The organism is Halogeometricum rufum (assembly GCF_900112175.1).
Lineage (GTDB): Archaea > Halobacteriota > Halobacteria > Halobacteriales > Haloferacaceae > Halogeometricum > Halogeometricum rufum.
In genome coordinates, this window is record NZ_FOYT01000007.1 from 40,764 (window position 1) to 54,966 (window position 14,203).

Here is a 14,203-nt window from a genome sequence, read left to right on the forward strand (position 1 = left end):
GGCTGAACGTGCGGCTTTAGAAGATGACGGACCCGACGGGAGTTCGGTCAACGGATGGACGAGTCGATATTTCGAATGTCTCAGGCGCTCTGAAGCTTGCGTAAGACACCAGCATGGTTCGCCACGGAGCCAAACATTTGGTTCACTCGCTGAACGATGCTTATTCGCAGATACACTCGTGCTTTTTCGCGGACTGGTTCACGACGTACTCGTGTGTCTCCGACCCGAGTCCGTACATCCTCTCCGCACGCTCTCTGGCAGCGAGTCCATCCTGATAGTACGTCTTGGCTCGATGGTTTCGCCAGAGGTCCTGAAGATTTTCGGCGACGTGTTCCGAGAGTATGCCGCGTCTCGCCGCTTCGGTGTACACGCCCGGATGCGTTCCGGGCAGGTCTCGTGGTTCGACGCCACCTTCGAGCAGTTTGAACTCGACGACTCGCTCGACGGCGACGAACGACGCCTCGATGACCAAGGTGTAGAATCCCTGCTCCAGCAGTGCCTCTGCACCTGCGAGCATTCGGCACGACTTACGGAGTTGAAGCACGTCCGCCTCGTTCGTCTCCAAGCCATCCTCGACCTCGTCGGGTCGTCGGTCGAAGGCGGCCTGCACTTCGTCTACGAGCGTCTCGATTCGGTTGCTACTCACTACTCACCACCTCTGTTCGGATCTGTTGGAACTCGTCGCCGCCGTAGACGGTGACCCCTTCTCGGAATATCTCGCGTAGCTTCTCCCCTGCACGGCGAGCGCTCTCGCCGGACTCGACGAACGGTTCGACCGTGTATCGGTCGCCGTCGAATCGTTCCTCGCCCAGTTCGTTCGCTACGTCGGAGACGAGACGACGTGCGACGGTTCGGTCGCCGTCGACGAGGACGAACGCGTCGATGTCGCTCTTCCTGTCGGCTTCGCCGCGAGCGACGCTTCCGAACACGAGGACGCCGAGCAACTGGTCGACGTCGTCGGCGTCTCCGATTGCCGTCTCGATTCGTTCGACGAACGCCCGAATCGGAGCGTGGTACTCTGTCTGTTCGATGCCGAGTATCGGGTCGTCTTTCTGTAACTGCGCGGGATCGATAGCGACGTACTTTCGCTGCGCGGTTTCGCGTACCTGTACCACGCCGAGGTTTTCGAGAAACTCGACTGCTCGCCAGACCGTCGACCGACTATGGTCCGTGACGTCGGCGAGTTCTCTCAGCGTGAACTCCGACTCGTGGGCGTCGACGATGTGCCGCAACACCGCGTCGGCCGCACGGAGTCTGAACACTCTCGTATCGTCGCCGGGGGCGATTCGGAGGCAGACACTTATACCTTGTTTCGTCTCGCCGGACACTGTCTGATTCTGTGCAACGAGATATAATAAACGTTTCCTCGATCAGCGTGAGAACAGAGACCTGCTTGCTGAACGAATGCTCCGACAGTTCGTTTATCAGGTTGAAAAACAGCACTACAGGCCCTGGAAAAGAGCATAACTGCCTCAAAGAACCAACGGACCTGACGGGATTTGAACCCAGGTCGTTCCGTTCGCTTCGCTCACGTCACTCCCTGATTCAAATCCCGCGGCTGTCGCTATTCTACGCTCACTTCGTTCGCGATAGAATAGCGGACCCGACGGGATTTGGAACCACGCTCCACCCAGAAACCGAACACAGGCCACTCTGACCCCTCTCACGGCGGCCTGCGCCGGACAGTCTGGCTTCTACGGAGAAAACCCATGTCAGACACGAACGACTTGGAACCCATCGACCCGCCGACCGCGGTGGAGATGTACCTCCAAGAACGAAGCCAAGAACTCGCAGATGCGAGTCATCAAGCGCACAGATACCGACTGAATCACTTCCTCCGGTGGTGCGAGGAAGTCGAGCACGTCGACAACCTGAACGAACTCACGGGCCGGAAACTCCACCAGTACCGGCTGTGGAGACGTGAGGACGGCGACTTATCGAACGTCAGTCTCAAGACGCAGATGGACACGCTACGGGTGTTCGTCCGCTTCTGCGAGCGCATTGACGCTGTCACGCGGAATCTGCACGAGGCTGTCGTCTCGCCCTCGTTGTCCCCCGGCGAGGACCACAAAGAGGTGATGCTGGAAAGCGACGACGCAGAGGAACTGTTAGCCCACTTAGAACGGTTCGAATACGCGTCCTTCCAGCACGCGATGTTTACGCTTCTGTGGCACACGGGGATGCGTCTCGGGGCGATTCGCAGCATCGACGTGAACGACTATGACCCAACGCAGTCGCGGGTCCGCCTCCGGCACCGTCCCGCCGAGGATACGCCGTTGAAGAACGGGAACGAGGGAGAGCGACTGATAGCCCTGCGGCAGGAGATATGCGACGTTCTCGACGACTGGATAGCCCATCGACGGCCCGACGTGACGGACGCATACGGCCGTGAGCCGCTATTCAGCACGACGCAGGGCCGAGCGTCCCGAACGACGGTACGGGAGACTGTGTACCGCCTCACGCGGCCCTGCGAGTTCACGGGCGACTGTCCGCACGGTCGAGAGATAGCCGACTGTGAGGCGACGAACGATGCACAGAAGACGGCGAGTAAGTGCCCGTCGTCGGTCTCTCCGCACGACGTGAGGCGCGGCAGCATCACGTACTTCCTCACTCGCGACGTACCCGAGAAAGTCGTCAGTGACCGCATGAACGTCGGCCAGCAAGTCCTCGGGAAGCACTACGACCAACGGACGGAGGAGCAGAAGGTAGAGCAACGAAGGGGGTATCTCACGAATATCTGAATCACATACCGTTTTCTGTGACTAGAGGATAGCACACCAGCCACTTTCATATAGGCGAATGACATTTACTACCCGACGTACCAGACGTACGTATGTCGCGCATTCCAACAATAGAAGAATGGATTGAGGAAATTGATGAGAAGGTAAGTGACTTCGAGAATTTCACATCTAATCATGCTCACAAAGAATCTCTACGAGAGACACTCGAAGAAGTCGAGAGTATTCTAGGACCGAGAGGAGTTGAGAGGGTGGCAAGTACGGCGGTCGAACATGCAGAAAATAATCGACATCCAACGGCAGATTATGTAAGAGGTGTTGCTCGTCAGGTAGTGATTGAAGAATACGACGAAGAAATACCACCCGGGTCGTCACTTCTACGGAGCAGAAACGGATAGACATAACGTATTTCTCTGCCTAAATGGGTGGATGTCTCTGAGTTCCATAGCCAGAGAGTTCCGAATCGGGTGGATTCTTCTAGCAACGCGGAATGCTAAACGCTCGTCGACACTATCTTTGCCCTTCATTCGCCGGTTGGGTCACGATTCCAGGGGTGTTTCATTCCGAGTATCGGCTATTATCGGTACTCCAGTGAAGTTGACTATATCCCCTTCACCGACCACTTAGGAGATACAGAAACGCCGGAGGTGTACCAATCACCAACAGGATGAAACCAGCTACCAACCCATCATTGAACGACTCTCCTGCACGATAGAGATGATCGCCGGCTTCTGGAGCCAATGAAGCTGTATTTGAGAGAACGAAGATGTCCAAGAAAATAACGAGTCCTGTGATAACCGCACTGAGAACAAGTATCTCCACCTCTGCTCGGTTAGTCATAGTAAATCCAGTACATAGATCGCAACCCCTGCCCCAGGAACAAGGATGCCCAGTCCGATGAGCAATGTCCCGACCGTCGGAGCTACGACTGGGTAGTGATTGGCAAGTGTGACGAGTACGGCAGCGACTACTGCGGCGACGATGAGTGACTTGGTTACCTGTTCCACAATCTCTGTCATTCTATTTGACTGTCAATGTCTCAGCATATATAATGTCGGAAGTGGCGCGCTACGAGAGTTGAGAGTGTTGGTACCGAGACACAATCTTAGGGCAACAACGAGGGAGTTCGCACGGACTGTGCGAGTCTCACGGGCTTTATTTCGGTAGGTGACTGTGCGACGAACGGGAGACGAGAGACGGCCTCTCACAGGCTGTCAGTCGCCTTCACGTCGCTCTCTCGAACACGTACCGCATCCACGGCATCTCTCCGACAGACTCCTCGCTGACTAACTTCCAGTCGTCGAGACGCTCATAGTCGATGCGATAACTGTGTTTCCTCGAATCAACGTCCACAACGATCGTCTCGCCGTCTACCTCCCGAATCTCGTAATCTGTTGCCCATCCGTCAACGAACTGCTCAACCACTTTGGTATTCTCTCGCATCATCGCAGTTAGACTGAATCGCTAAACCGCCGTAAAACCTTCTAACAGCCCTGCTAACGATGGAATGCAAACCAAACATACCAACCATAGCAAGTCGTCAGGATGGGCACCGCGGTAATCAGTCGAGCGGCGTCCACTCACCCGTTGCTACGCGTCGCTTCACCTCTCGCACTTCCACGGTGAACGCGTCGTCTCCCTCCGGCGTCCGAAACCAGAACCGGCGGGTGTCCTCACCGGGATACGTACCGCTCTCGAAAGCAACGACCACGTTTCCGTCCGCAGTTCGGTATCTGGATTCCATGGCTGATACCCGCAGTTGCGGTTTATTCACCGGGAATGCTTACCGGTTGGTCGGTCCTCTCGCCTGTCTGTCGACAGGTACGTTGCGGTTGTCCTCACGTATCCGCCCACTACCGCCGTCGGTCACCGCCTTCGTCTCCGGCGGTCCTCGTGGGCGGACGAGACCAACGCCTAGTAGGCAGGCGTAGCACGCTATCCCTTTAGACAGCAACGGTGGCTGGGGTTCACGCGGACCGGGATGAACTCCCGATGAGGGCGATAGTCACATGACCCGTGTCATGGTACATCCTATCGCCTGCTTACAGGCTGTAATCCTTCGAACATGAAAAAGGAACCGGTGCCAACCCTTCGCTAAGTGGCAATAGAACCGTTTCCATACCTTACACAACGAAAGTTGTATTAGAGACAAGCGTGTTTGTTAAGCTATGTCCCAGTGCATGGGCGACGTTCCGGTCGGGGCGCATACCGACCGTCAGATGGCCGAATTCCTCCGAGAAGAGGCTACCCATCTCGGAGTGTCCCAGTCGGAACTACTCCGTCGAGTATTCGAGTACTACCGAGATTGCTGTGAAGGCAATTTCGAGTGCCCAGAGTGCGGCGAAGAACTGCGGGTGAACCTCTAATGGCCCAATTAGTGAAGGCCTCAGACGGCGGAGATGACGCTGAGAAAGAGTCTGAGGACGATTCACGGTCCACTCAACGGAACGTCGCTGCGGTCGTTGCGTTGGGCGTCATAGCCGACACGATAGCCCGTGCCCTACGGAGGTGACAGAGGTATGAATCCACCTACGGAGAACCTGTCGGGCGAGGTAAAACACGTTCACTCCGTCGAGCACAGCATCCGCTGGGAATATGCTATCGCTGGCGTGGTTGCGTTGTACGTGGCTTCGAAGGTACTCGGTTCAGATGACGACGGTACGACGGAGACCTTCACAATGACCCAGACGGCGACCGCTGAAGACGGGCAGATAGATATCCCCATCGGAGGCGGTGGGGTAATCGGCCTACAAGACGGGGACTGACTAACCATGCCGTGAGACAGCCTGACTCGAGTCATGAGGGGAGAGGTAGCTATACATGTGATAACGGAGGGCAGTTGATGGATGCCCGCAGAAGCCAATCTGAGGCGTCTGTGTCTTCGAACGGTGAGGGTCACGGTCGACTGAGAAATCTACTTGTGGGTCATACCCAACGGCGCTAGCGGAAGCCACGACGACGGCGAGGCGCGTCACGCCACGTGTTCAAATCGAAGTGGACTGAGTGGTTGGTTCCGGACTAACGATGTCGCTATACGGTCAATGCGGAGCGTTGAGCGGAGAAACGGACCCGACGGGATTTGAACCCGCGACATCTTGGTCCGGAACCAAGCACTCTGTCCACTGAGCTACGGGCCCTCGAACACAGATACCGACCGCCGGCGCTTAACGGTTGTGAACCGTGACCCGTCTCACTCCGCGGCCGCGTCGGACTGGTCGATGACGGCTCGCTTCCACGTGCCGCGGGTGAACCACGCGGCCGCCGCGATAGCACCGAGAATCTGTCCGACGGCCATCCCGATCCAGATGCCCGTCTCGCCGAACCCCTGCACGAACGACAGGTAGTACACGATTGGGATGCGGCCGAACCAGAGCGCGAACAGCGAGAACGCCAGCGCCGTCTTCGTGTTGCCCGCGCCGCGGTAGGCGCCGAGGACGGTCTGGAGGACGCCGATGAAGCCGAACTCGAAGGCGCGGATTCGGATGTACGCCGCGCCGAGTTCGATGGTTTTCGCCGCCGAGTCCGTCCCGGTGCCGATGAACACGCCGACGATGGGTTCGGCGAAGACGTAGGCGACGACGCCGATGACGACCATGACGCCCGCTCCGACTTTCGCGGCCAACCAGACGGCGCGCTCGGCCCGGTCCGGTTTCTGCGCGCCGAGGTTCTGCCCGACGATGGTGTCCGTCGCCCGGCCCAAGCCGAGAGCGGGGAGGAACACCAGCGAGGTGAGCCGGTTTCCGAGGCCGTACGCGGCGACGACTTCGGGGGAGAACGTGACGACCATCGCGGTGAGCGTGATGAAGCCGAGCGCGCTGGCGGACTGTTCGAGGGCGCTCGGGACGCCCAGTCGGACGATCTGTTCGATGTACTCGCGTTCGGGGACGAAGTCTGCCAGTTCCACGTCCGGCCCGGCGCTCGTCCCGAAGATGACGTAGAGGCCGATGACCGTCGCGACGGCGCGCGAGAGCACCGTCGCGACGGCGGCGCCGGTCACGCCGTAGCCCTCGAATCCGGTCGCGGCGAACAGCGCGGTTTCGACGCCGCGGAGGCCGAGCATCCCGAACAGCGGGTTCGACTCGAAGCCGAAGATGAAGATGGGGTCGACGACGACGTTGATGGCGACGCTGACGAACATCACGACCATCGGGGCGCGCGTGTTGCCGTACCCGCGCATGAGCGACGAGAAGACGAAGAACCCGAACAGGAACGGCAGACCGAGGAAGAACACGCGCATGTAGTCACCCGCAAGGGGGATGACCTGCCCCGCCGTCGCCGCGGAACTCGGGAGGACGCCGAGCATCAGATCCGTCGCGGCGAACCCGACGAGACCGACGACGACGGCGATGACGCCGATGAACGAGAACGTCTGCCCGGCGACGGTGCCGGCGGACCCCTCCTCTTTCGCGCCGGTGTACTGCGCGACGAGGATGGTGCCGGCGACGGTGAAGCCGCCGCCGACGGAGATGAGGAGGAAGATGAGCGGAAACGCGAGGCTGATGGCGGCGACGGCGTCCGTCGAGAGGCGGCCGAGCCAGACGGTGTCCGCGAGGTTGTAGGCGACCTGGAGCAACTCGGTGACGATGATGGGCCACGCGAGGGCGAACATGGGGCGTCGCAGGTCGCCCTCCGTGAGCGAACCGCCGTCTGGAGGGGCTGAGGCGGGCACAGAACGGTAGGATGGACGCGTCCCGGTTTCAAGCCGTCGAAACGGGAACGAGTCGCCGGATGTTTCGAACCGAAATAGGGTGTCCGGTCGACGCGCGACTCGAACGTCGGACGCGGCCAGAGAAACGAGCCTCGGGGGGACGCGGATGCGTCGTGGTCGCGAGTCGCGTTACGGCGCTTCGCCCGTCTCGATGGTGAAGTCGGCCTTCGGGTAGGCGACGCAGGTGAGGGTGTACCCCTCGTCGAGTTCGGCGTCGTCCAGCATCTGCTGGTTGTCGTGGGTGACGTAGTCCTCGGAGTTACCGCCGGAGGTGATCTGTCCGGCACAGGAGACGCACTGGCCCTGTCGGCAGGCGTACGGCAGGTCCCAGCCCTCGTCCTCGCCGGCTTCGAGGACCGTCTCGTTGTTGGCGACTTCGATGGTGTCGCCCTGCTTCGTGTACTCCACCTCGAAGTACTCGACTTCGTCTTCGGGGATGTCGGCGGGACTCGTCGACTCGTCTTCGGCGTCGCCCTCGAGTTCGGCGCCCTCTTCGCCGCCGGCGACGGCCCCTGCGGCGACGCCGCCGCCACCGATAGACCGGTTCATCGGTTCGGGGAAGTCCGTCTCGGGGACCGTGCTCGCCCGGCGTTCGAGGACGTCCTGCGAGATGTCCCCGGTGGCCTTCCACTCGGTCCCCCGCGAGAAGTGCAGGGCGACGGCGATGACCGTCAGGGTCAGACCTAGACCCAGCCCCACGAGGTTGATTTCGACCATGTCGGCGGCTACGGAGTCATGGGTTAAGGGGATTATGATTGTGTCCACCCGGGCGGCCGGTTGGGGGCGGTCAGTCTCTCGGTTCGGACCGTCCATCCGGTCCATCGTGTCCCGCCTCCACCGCCGACCGAACGGTTTTGCCCTCGCTCGCCGTCTCTCTCCTATGGCGAAAATCGTCTACGACGACGGGACGGGAACCGTCGAGTACGAAGCGCAGACCATCGAGTACGACAAGACCCGGCGCGCGTGGGTGATTCGACAGGAGGGAGAAAAGCCCGTCTCCGTCTACATCCCCGAGGGGCGCGTGTATCGGGTGGAGAAGCGCGGCGGCGCGTAGCGGAGGCTCGTCGCTCGACCCGAAGGACGGCCGTTCCACACGAACGAGGGGTCAGGCGGTGACCGTGGCGCCGAGGAACTCGGTCATCAGTTCGACGAGTCGCTCCGGGTGGTCCTCGGACACGAACGCGTACGAGTCCTCGATACGTTCGAGTCGGGCGTTCGGGAAGCGCTCGACCAACCGCTCGGCGTCGTCGAGGGGGAAGACGGGGTCGTCGACGCCCCACGCGACGAGGACCGGACCGTCGAACGACGGGAACGCCTCGGCGGCCGCCTCGGTGTACCGCGAGGAGACGCCGAGGAGGACCTCGCGGAGGTCCCGCCGGACGGCGGCGTTCGTCCGCAACGAGTCGGTGTACGCGTCGAGGACCGCCGGTTCTATCGGGTGTTTGGCGAGCAGGCCGAACGCCAGGCGGCGGGCGGTCGCCGAACGGAGCGCACGGGCGAACAGCCCCGTCGCGCCGGGTATCCGCGCCCCCCACGTGAACGGGCGCGCCGCGGCCGGCGGGAAGTTATCGAACGCGTCGCAGTTCGTCAACACCAACCGCTCGACGCGTTCGGGGTAGGCGGCGAGGAACACCTGACAGATGGCGCCGCCCGTATCGTTGCCCACGAGCGTCACCCGTTCGACGCCCACGTCGTCGAGGAACTCGGCCAGCAGGTCGGCCAGTCCCGACGGCGTCAGGTCCGCGCCGGGGTCCATCGGAACGTCGTGGCCGCCGAGCGGGAGCGTCGGAACGAGGCAGCGGAACCGCTCCGAGAGCGGTCCGGCGACGTTCCGCCACAGGCCGCCGTCGACGAAGGCGCCGTGGACGAACAGAATCGGGTCTCCGGTACCCGCGTCCTCGTACTCGACGGTCCCCTGCGACAGCGTCGCTTCAGGTCGTCCGACCGCGCTCCGGTCCGCGTGCGTCCGCTCTGCGTTCGTTCGGTTCATATCCGACGTATCGCCGCTCGAAGGCGTCAAGACTCCGACACGGAAATTCCGAACCGGGCGGAATCCGGGCTCGGGGTGCGGGTTTGATATGCGGAGCGGCGTATGCGACGACATGGACGGAGAGGACCTCACCGAGTTACTTCGGCTTCGTCACGACGTTCTCGGGGCGCTCGCCGACGACCCGCGCCCGCGACACGAACTCGTCGACGCCCTCCCGGACTCGAAGTCGACCGTCTACAAGGGTCTTTCACAGCTCCAGGAGGCCGGCCTCGTCGTACGCGACGACGACGGGTTCAGGCCGACGCTGTTCGGAACGGTGGCGCTCGCGCGGTACGACGCGCTCGCCGACACCGCCCGGTTCGGCGACATGCTCGCGGACGTCCCCGGCGACGCCGTCGACCCCGCGGCGCTGGTCGGTGCGACCGTGGTCCGTCCCGACGAGACCGACGCCGAGCGCCACGTCGAGGCGGTGTGGACGCTGCTGGGGGACGCAGAGCGCGCCCGGGCGGTCGCTCCCGTGGTCTCGCCCGGATACGTCGCCCGGTTTCGAGAGCTATTGGACGCGGGGTTGACCGCCGAACTCGTGCTTCCCGAGTCGGTCGCGGCTTCGCTCCGAGACGAGTACCCGGACGAACTGGCCGCCATCTCCGAGCGAGCCGCTCTCTACGAGACGACTGCGCCGGTCCCGTTCGGCGTCCTCGTGACCGAGGGCGCTCGGCCCCAGATGGCCATCGAACTGCGCGACGGTCCGCTCGTCAGCGGACTGATAACGAACGACACCCCGGCCGCCATCCGGTGGGCAGAGGCGACCGTCGACCGGTTTCGGACGAACGCGGTGCGACTCGACGCGCCGTGAACCGACGGTCCCCTGTCGTGGGGTCTGCTCTCCCCCCGACCCCGCTCTACTCCTCGCGGACGACCTCGTGCCGACCGAACCCGTAGCGCAGGCGGTTGGCGAGGCGGCGCGAGAACCGACCGTCGTTTCGGCTGTCGAACCGTTCGGCCAGCGCCTGGTAGATGAGCGGTACCGGAACCTCCTGTTCGAGGGCCTCCTGGACCGTCCACGTGCCCGTCGACCCGCCGGAGACGTGGTCGGCCACGTCGCCCAGGTCGGTCCCCTCCTCGCGGAACGCCTCCTCGCACAGTTCCAGGAGCCACGAGCGGATGACCGCGCCGTTGTTCCACGTGCGGGCGACGGCCTCCAGGTCGAGGTCGTAGCGGCCGTCGGCGAGGAGTTCGAAGCCCTCGCCGTACGCCTGCATGAGGGCGTACTCGACGCCGTTGTGGACCATCTTCACGTAGTGGCCCGACCCCGCCGGTCCCATCCGGTCGTGACCGGCGGGACCGGTCGCCACCGCGTCGAACACGGGCGTCATCGCCTCGTAGGCCCACTCCGGGCCGCCGACCATGAGCGAGAAGCCGAGTTCGGCGCCCGCGGGACCGCCGGAGGTGCCGCAGTCGAGGTAGGCCGCGTCCGTCGCCTCCGCCCGGCGAACGGACGCCTCGAAGTGGGAGTTGCCGCCGTCGACGACAACGTCGTCGGCGTCGAGGTGGGGGTCGAGTTCGTCCAGCGTCGCGTCCACCGCCTCGCCGGCGGGAACCATCAGCCAGATGCGCTTCTCGTCGTCGAGTCGGGACGCGAAGTCGTCGACGCTCGACGCCGGTTCGGCGCCCGCCTCGGCCGCCGTGGCGACGGCCTCCTCCGAGAGGTCGAACGCCACCACGTCGTGCCCGGCGTCGAGCACGCGGTTGACCACTATCTGCCCCATCCGACCGAGTCCGATGACGCCCAGTTGCATGCGTGGCCGTCCATCCGCGGGGGAGGTAGTGGTTCCGGTTCCGCCGACGGCGAGGACGCCCGTCCGCGGACGCGACGCGTCTATGTACCGTGACACCGTATCTCAGGACGATGCTCGAAGAACTCCTCGACACGGACGTACCGACCGCCGCACCCGACACCCCCGTCGCGGACGTCGCGGCGGCGATGCGCGAGACGGACGCCGACGCCGTCGTCGTCCTCGACGAGGACCGCCCGCTCGGCGTGGTCACCCCCGCCACGTTGGGTCGCGCCGTCGTCGCCGGCGAGGACCTGAGCACGGACGTCGTCGCCGACTTGCTCGACGGCGACCCGGTGACGATTCGGCGGGTGGCGACGCGCGCGGACCTCGTGGCCGTCTTCGCCCGCGAGGACGCCCGCGAGGCCATCGTCCTCGACGACGCGGACCAGTACCTCGGCGTCGTCTCCTTCGAGGACGTCCTCGCCGCCTACGGCCGGGAGTTCGACGCCCTCCTCGACCTGGTGGCGTGACCGCGCGACGCCGCGGCGGCGTCGCCTCCCGCAGACGCGTCGCTTTTTATCTCGCCGCGTGACGCACCGGTATGGACCCCAGAGTCAGAGACCACGCCGAGGTGCTGGTCGACTGGAGCGCGCGAGTCGAGGCGGGCGACGACGTGGTGGTGAGCGTCGCCGAGGGCGCCCACGAACTCGCCGTCGCCGTCGCCGAACGGTTGGGCGAACGCGGCGCGAACGTCGTCACCACCTACGCCTCCGACGAGGTGGCCCGCGCGTACCTCCTCGCGCACGAGGGGGCGTTCGAGACGGGCGCACACGAACTCGCCCTCTACGAGAACGCCGACTCGGTGCTGTTCCTCGGCGGCGGCCGCAACACGTTCGCCACCGCCGACGTACCCGGCGAGACGCGACAGGCGTCGGCCCGCGCGTCCCAACCCGTCCGCGAGGCGCGGATGGACACCGACTGGGTGTCCACCGTCCACCCGACGCGTTCGCTCGCCCAACAGGCCGGGATGGCCCACGAGGAGTACCGGGAGTTCGTCTACGACGCCGTCCTGCGGGACTGGGAGGCTCTCGCCGACGAGATGGCAAACATGAAAGAGATTCTCGACGAGGGGTCGGAGGTGCGCCTCGTGAAGGGCGACGCGACGGACCTCACGATGTCCGTCGAGGGCCGCACCGCGGTCAACTCCGCCGCCTCCGTCGCCTACGACTCGCACAACCTCCCGTCCGGCGAGGTGTTCACCGCGCCGTACGACCCCGAGGGCGAGGTGTTCTTCGACGTGCCGATGACCATCTCGGGGACGCGCGTGCGGAACGTCCACCTGACGTTCGCGGACGGCGACGTCGCGTCGTTCTCGGCGGAGTCGGGCGAGGACGCCCTCGCGGACGTTCTCGACACCGACGAGGGGGCGCGCCGCCTCGGCGAACTCGGCATCGGGATGAACCGCGGCATCGACCGCTTCACGGACAACATCCTGTTCGACGAGAAGATGGGCGACACCGTCCACCTCGCCGTCGGCCGCGCCTACGACGCCTGCCTGCCCGAGGGCGAGGCGGGCAACGACTCGGCCGTCCACGTGGACATGATAACGGACGTGAGCGAGGACTCCCGACTGGAGGTGGACGGCGACGTCGTCCAGCGAAACGGCGTCTTCCGGTGGGAAGACGGCTTCGAGGGATAGCCCGCGGACGAGGGGAGAGCGGCACGCCTCGCCGACTGCCGGCGGCGGGTCTCCGCGACGGTCACTCCTGTACGCGCGCGACGTTGTGCATCTGCTGTCCGCACCGGGGACACACCGTCGTCGGGTCGCCCGGTTCCGACCGGAAACTGCACCGCGTACACTCGTACCACTGCGACCTGTCGAACGTCTCTCCCATACCACTCGAGTATGCGCTCGGCCATGTTAACTGTTATCTAGCACCATACAGAACGTCGGGTGCGACGCGCACGCCCTGTCGTGAGGGTGTCACGCACGGGCCGTCGCGGGATGCGAATCGGACGCTGCCCGCGCGTCGACGCGGGGGCCAGAGACGGTGCAAGCGCTTTCGACGTACTTTTTACCGGCTGTCGTCACGTTCCACGCATGGCAGAATTCAAGGTTGTCGTCTCCGACCCCGACGCCGGTGACACCCACCAGTTCGAGGTCGACGGACAGGACGCGAACCGATTCCTCGGCCGAGACATCGGCGACGAAGTCGACGGCGGCGCCGTCGGCCTCGACGGCTTCACGCTCGAAATCACGGGCGGGTCCGACGAGGCGGGCCGTCCGATGCGAGAGAACGTCGCCGGCTCGAACCTCAAGGAACTCCTCCTCGAGGGCGGCGTCGGCTACAAGCCGTCCCGCGACGGCGAACGCAAGCGCGTCACCGTCCGCGGCCGTCAGGTCTCCGACGAGACGGCGCAGATAAACGTCAAAGTCGTCGACGGCGGCGACGTCGCGGCCGCACTCGGCGAGGACGACGAGGAAGCCGACGCCGACGACGACGAGTAACTCCTCCGCCACCGTGTCGGAACGCGTCCCCAGCGACCACGACTCGGTGACGTCGTATCGCGCGACCATCGCGCGGAGCGGCGGCACTACCCGCCCGTGTCTCCGTCTCCCGGACGAAATGTCCGACGTGGAGGACGGCGACGTCGTCCGCCTCTCTTTGGACGGCGAACTGTTCCACGCGCGCGTGACGGCCGACAGTTCGGGCCACCTCCTCCGCGGCGCCTACGACAACAAGCGCCTCGCTCGGACGCCCGGCGAGGGGACGAACCGCCTCGTGGAGTGGTGCGAGAAGAGCGGTCGGGACCCCGGGTCGGCGGTCGAACTCGACGAACTCGACGCGGGATTCTGTTACGGCCTCCGGGTCCCCGGCAAGCGCACCGTCTACACCGTCCCCGACCGGCCGAACGAGTCGCTCTCGAACATCGCCGAGAAGTTCGCTCGCGACGAGTAGCGACGGAGTTCACGCGACTTTTACCCCTC

17 protein-coding genes and 1 tRNA gene are annotated in these 14,203 nt (G+C 63.9%); 9 read left to right on the forward strand and 9 right to left on the reverse strand.

Annotated elements, in window-relative coordinates:
- Nucleotides 1-160: 160 nt before the first annotated feature.
- Both BM310_RS20535 and BM310_RS20540 read right to left on the reverse strand, forming a co-directional pair.
- Nucleotides 161-646, reverse strand: coding sequence for a hypothetical protein (locus BM310_RS20535; protein ID WP_089811389.1), 486 nt, complete (start codon nucleotides 644-646; stop codon nucleotides 161-163).
- Nucleotides 639-1,328, reverse strand: a complete 690-nt coding sequence (locus tag BM310_RS20540; protein ID WP_089811391.1) for a nucleotidyltransferase domain-containing protein — start codon at nucleotides 1,326-1,328, stop codon at nucleotides 639-641. Before BM310_RS20540 ends, BM310_RS20535 begins: the two co-directional genes overlap by 8 nt.
- 381 nt (nucleotides 1,329-1,709) lie before the next feature.
- Here BM310_RS20540 and BM310_RS20545 point away from each other — a divergent pair, with 381 nt between their 5' ends.
- Both BM310_RS20545 and BM310_RS21110 read left to right on the forward strand, forming a co-directional pair.
- Nucleotides 1,710-2,741 (forward strand): tyrosine-type recombinase/integrase, encoded by a 1,032-nt coding sequence (locus BM310_RS20545; RefSeq protein ID WP_089811393.1) that lies wholly within the window; start codon nucleotides 1,710-1,712, stop codon nucleotides 2,739-2,741.
- Between the two features lie 92 nt (nucleotides 2,742-2,833).
- Nucleotides 2,834-3,136: a hypothetical protein gene (locus BM310_RS21110; protein WP_143105207.1), complete on the forward strand. Its 303-nt coding sequence runs from the start codon at nucleotides 2,834-2,836 to the stop codon at nucleotides 3,134-3,136.
- Nucleotides 3,137-3,962: 826 nt separating this feature from the next.
- On the opposite strand, the gene BM310_RS20550 is transcribed toward BM310_RS21110, so the two are convergent.
- A complete protein-coding gene (locus BM310_RS20550; RefSeq protein WP_089811395.1) occupies nucleotides 3,963-4,184 on the reverse strand; it encodes a hypothetical protein in 222 nt (73 codons plus the stop codon).
- Nucleotides 4,185-5,257: 1,073 nt separating this feature from the next.
- On the opposite strand from BM310_RS20550, the gene BM310_RS20560 reads away from it, so the two are divergent.
- Nucleotides 5,258-5,503 (forward strand): hypothetical protein, encoded by a 246-nt coding sequence (locus BM310_RS20560; RefSeq protein WP_089811399.1) that lies wholly within the window; start codon nucleotides 5,258-5,260, stop codon nucleotides 5,501-5,503.
- Between the two features lie 299 nt (nucleotides 5,504-5,802).
- On the opposite strand, the gene BM310_RS20565 is transcribed toward BM310_RS20560, so the two are convergent.
- The 3 genes from BM310_RS20565 to BM310_RS21895 form a co-directional block, all read right to left on the reverse strand.
- Nucleotides 5,803-5,875 (reverse strand) — tRNA-Arg (locus BM310_RS20565).
- 53 nt (nucleotides 5,876-5,928) lie between these two features.
- On the reverse strand, nucleotides 5,929-7,347 hold the full coding sequence (locus BM310_RS20570) for an MATE family efflux transporter (RefSeq protein WP_089811401.1): 1,419 nt from the start codon (nucleotides 7,345-7,347) through the stop codon (nucleotides 5,929-5,931).
- A gap of 228 nt (nucleotides 7,348-7,575) precedes the next feature.
- Complete coding sequence (locus BM310_RS21895) at nucleotides 7,576-8,163, reverse strand: 2Fe-2S iron-sulfur cluster-binding protein (protein ID WP_089811403.1); 588 nt, start codon at nucleotides 8,161-8,163, stop codon at nucleotides 7,576-7,578.
- Nucleotides 8,164-8,326: 163 nt separating this feature from the next.
- Between BM310_RS21895 and BM310_RS21610 the strand changes: the two genes are divergently transcribed.
- Nucleotides 8,327-8,500, forward strand: a complete 174-nt coding sequence (locus BM310_RS21610) for a hypothetical protein (protein WP_177232725.1) — start codon at nucleotides 8,327-8,329, stop codon at nucleotides 8,498-8,500.
- A gap of 51 nt (nucleotides 8,501-8,551) precedes the next feature.
- Here BM310_RS21610 and BM310_RS20580 read toward each other — a convergent pair whose 3' ends face one another.
- The gene (locus tag BM310_RS20580; protein WP_177232726.1) at nucleotides 8,552-9,436 is read right to left on the reverse strand and encodes an alpha/beta fold hydrolase; all 885 of its coding nucleotides are present in this window, start codon (nucleotides 9,434-9,436) and stop codon (nucleotides 8,552-8,554) included.
- Between the two features lie 112 nt (nucleotides 9,437-9,548).
- On the opposite strand from BM310_RS20580, the gene BM310_RS20585 reads away from it, so the two are divergent.
- Complete coding sequence (locus BM310_RS20585; RefSeq protein WP_089811407.1) at nucleotides 9,549-10,292, forward strand: helix-turn-helix transcriptional regulator; 744 nt, start codon at nucleotides 9,549-9,551, stop codon at nucleotides 10,290-10,292.
- 46 nt (nucleotides 10,293-10,338) lie between these two features.
- Here the strand turns inward: BM310_RS20585 and gnd are convergent, their stop codons facing one another.
- Nucleotides 10,339-11,235: a phosphogluconate dehydrogenase (NAD(+)-dependent, decarboxylating) gene (gene gnd, locus BM310_RS20590; protein ID WP_089811408.1), complete on the reverse strand. Its 897-nt coding sequence runs from the start codon at nucleotides 11,233-11,235 to the stop codon at nucleotides 10,339-10,341.
- Between the two features lie 110 nt (nucleotides 11,236-11,345).
- On the opposite strand from gnd, the gene BM310_RS20595 reads away from it, so the two are divergent.
- Together BM310_RS20595 and BM310_RS20600 are read left to right on the forward strand one after the other, a co-directional pair.
- Nucleotides 11,346-11,744, forward strand: a complete 399-nt coding sequence (locus BM310_RS20595; RefSeq protein ID WP_089811410.1) for a CBS domain-containing protein — start codon at nucleotides 11,346-11,348, stop codon at nucleotides 11,742-11,744.
- A 71-nt stretch (nucleotides 11,745-11,815) separates the two neighbouring features.
- Nucleotides 11,816-12,913: an aminopeptidase gene (locus tag BM310_RS20600; RefSeq protein WP_089811412.1), complete on the forward strand. Its 1,098-nt coding sequence runs from the start codon at nucleotides 11,816-11,818 to the stop codon at nucleotides 12,911-12,913.
- 61 nt (nucleotides 12,914-12,974) lie between these two features.
- On the opposite strand, the gene BM310_RS21115 is transcribed toward BM310_RS20600, so the two are convergent.
- Nucleotides 12,975-13,109: a rubrerythrin-like domain-containing protein gene (locus BM310_RS21115; RefSeq protein ID WP_143105208.1), complete on the reverse strand. Its 135-nt coding sequence runs from the start codon at nucleotides 13,107-13,109 to the stop codon at nucleotides 12,975-12,977.
- A 206-nt stretch (nucleotides 13,110-13,315) separates the two neighbouring features.
- On the opposite strand from BM310_RS21115, the gene BM310_RS20605 reads away from it, so the two are divergent.
- Together BM310_RS20605 and BM310_RS20610 are read left to right on the forward strand one after the other, a co-directional pair.
- Nucleotides 13,316-13,723, forward strand: a complete 408-nt coding sequence (locus BM310_RS20605) for a 30S ribosomal protein S6e (RefSeq protein ID WP_089811414.1) — start codon at nucleotides 13,316-13,318, stop codon at nucleotides 13,721-13,723.
- A gap of 13 nt (nucleotides 13,724-13,736) precedes the next feature.
- Nucleotides 13,737-14,174 carry a DUF7112 family protein gene (locus tag BM310_RS20610; RefSeq protein ID WP_089811416.1) on the forward strand — a complete coding sequence of 146 codons (438 nt, stop codon included), beginning with the start codon at nucleotides 13,737-13,739 and terminating at the stop codon, nucleotides 14,172-14,174.
- The last annotated feature ends 29 nt before the right edge of the window (nucleotides 14,175-14,203 follow it).

Excerpts from the sequence above, each read along its gene's own strand:
- BM310_RS20545 (WP_089811393.1), top strand. The coding sequence starts at position 1,710 with ATGTCAGACACGAACGACTTGGAACCCATCGACCCGCCGACCGCGGTG.
- BM310_RS21110 (WP_143105207.1), top strand. The coding sequence starts at position 2,834 with ATGTCGCGCATTCCAACAATAGAAGAATGGATTGAGGAAATTGATGAG.
- BM310_RS20550 (WP_089811395.1), bottom strand. The coding sequence starts at position 4,184 with ATGATGCGAGAGAATACCAAAGTGGTTGAGCAGTTCGTTGACGGATGG.
- BM310_RS20560 (WP_089811399.1), top strand. The coding sequence starts at position 5,258 with ATGAATCCACCTACGGAGAACCTGTCGGGCGAGGTAAAACACGTTCAC.
- BM310_RS20570 (WP_089811401.1), bottom strand. The coding sequence starts at position 7,347 with ATGTTCGCCCTCGCGTGGCCCATCATCGTCACCGAGTTGCTCCAGGTC.
- BM310_RS21895 (WP_089811403.1), bottom strand. The coding sequence starts at position 8,163 with ATGGTCGAAATCAACCTCGTGGGGCTGGGTCTAGGTCTGACCCTGACG.
- BM310_RS21610 (WP_177232725.1), top strand. The coding sequence starts at position 8,327 with ATGGCGAAAATCGTCTACGACGACGGGACGGGAACCGTCGAGTACGAA.
- BM310_RS20580 (WP_177232726.1), bottom strand. The coding sequence starts at position 9,436 with ATGAACCGAACGAACGCAGAGCGGACGCACGCGGACCGGAGCGCGGTC.
- BM310_RS20585 (WP_089811407.1), top strand. The coding sequence starts at position 9,549 with ATGGACGGAGAGGACCTCACCGAGTTACTTCGGCTTCGTCACGACGTT.
- gnd (WP_089811408.1), bottom strand. The coding sequence starts at position 11,235 with ATGCAACTGGGCGTCATCGGACTCGGTCGGATGGGGCAGATAGTGGTC.
- BM310_RS20595 (WP_089811410.1), top strand. The coding sequence starts at position 11,346 with ATGCTCGAAGAACTCCTCGACACGGACGTACCGACCGCCGCACCCGAC.
- BM310_RS20600 (WP_089811412.1), top strand. The coding sequence starts at position 11,816 with ATGGACCCCAGAGTCAGAGACCACGCCGAGGTGCTGGTCGACTGGAGC.
- BM310_RS21115 (WP_143105208.1), bottom strand. The coding sequence starts at position 13,109 with ATGGGAGAGACGTTCGACAGGTCGCAGTGGTACGAGTGTACGCGGTGC.
- BM310_RS20605 (WP_089811414.1), top strand. The coding sequence starts at position 13,316 with ATGGCAGAATTCAAGGTTGTCGTCTCCGACCCCGACGCCGGTGACACC.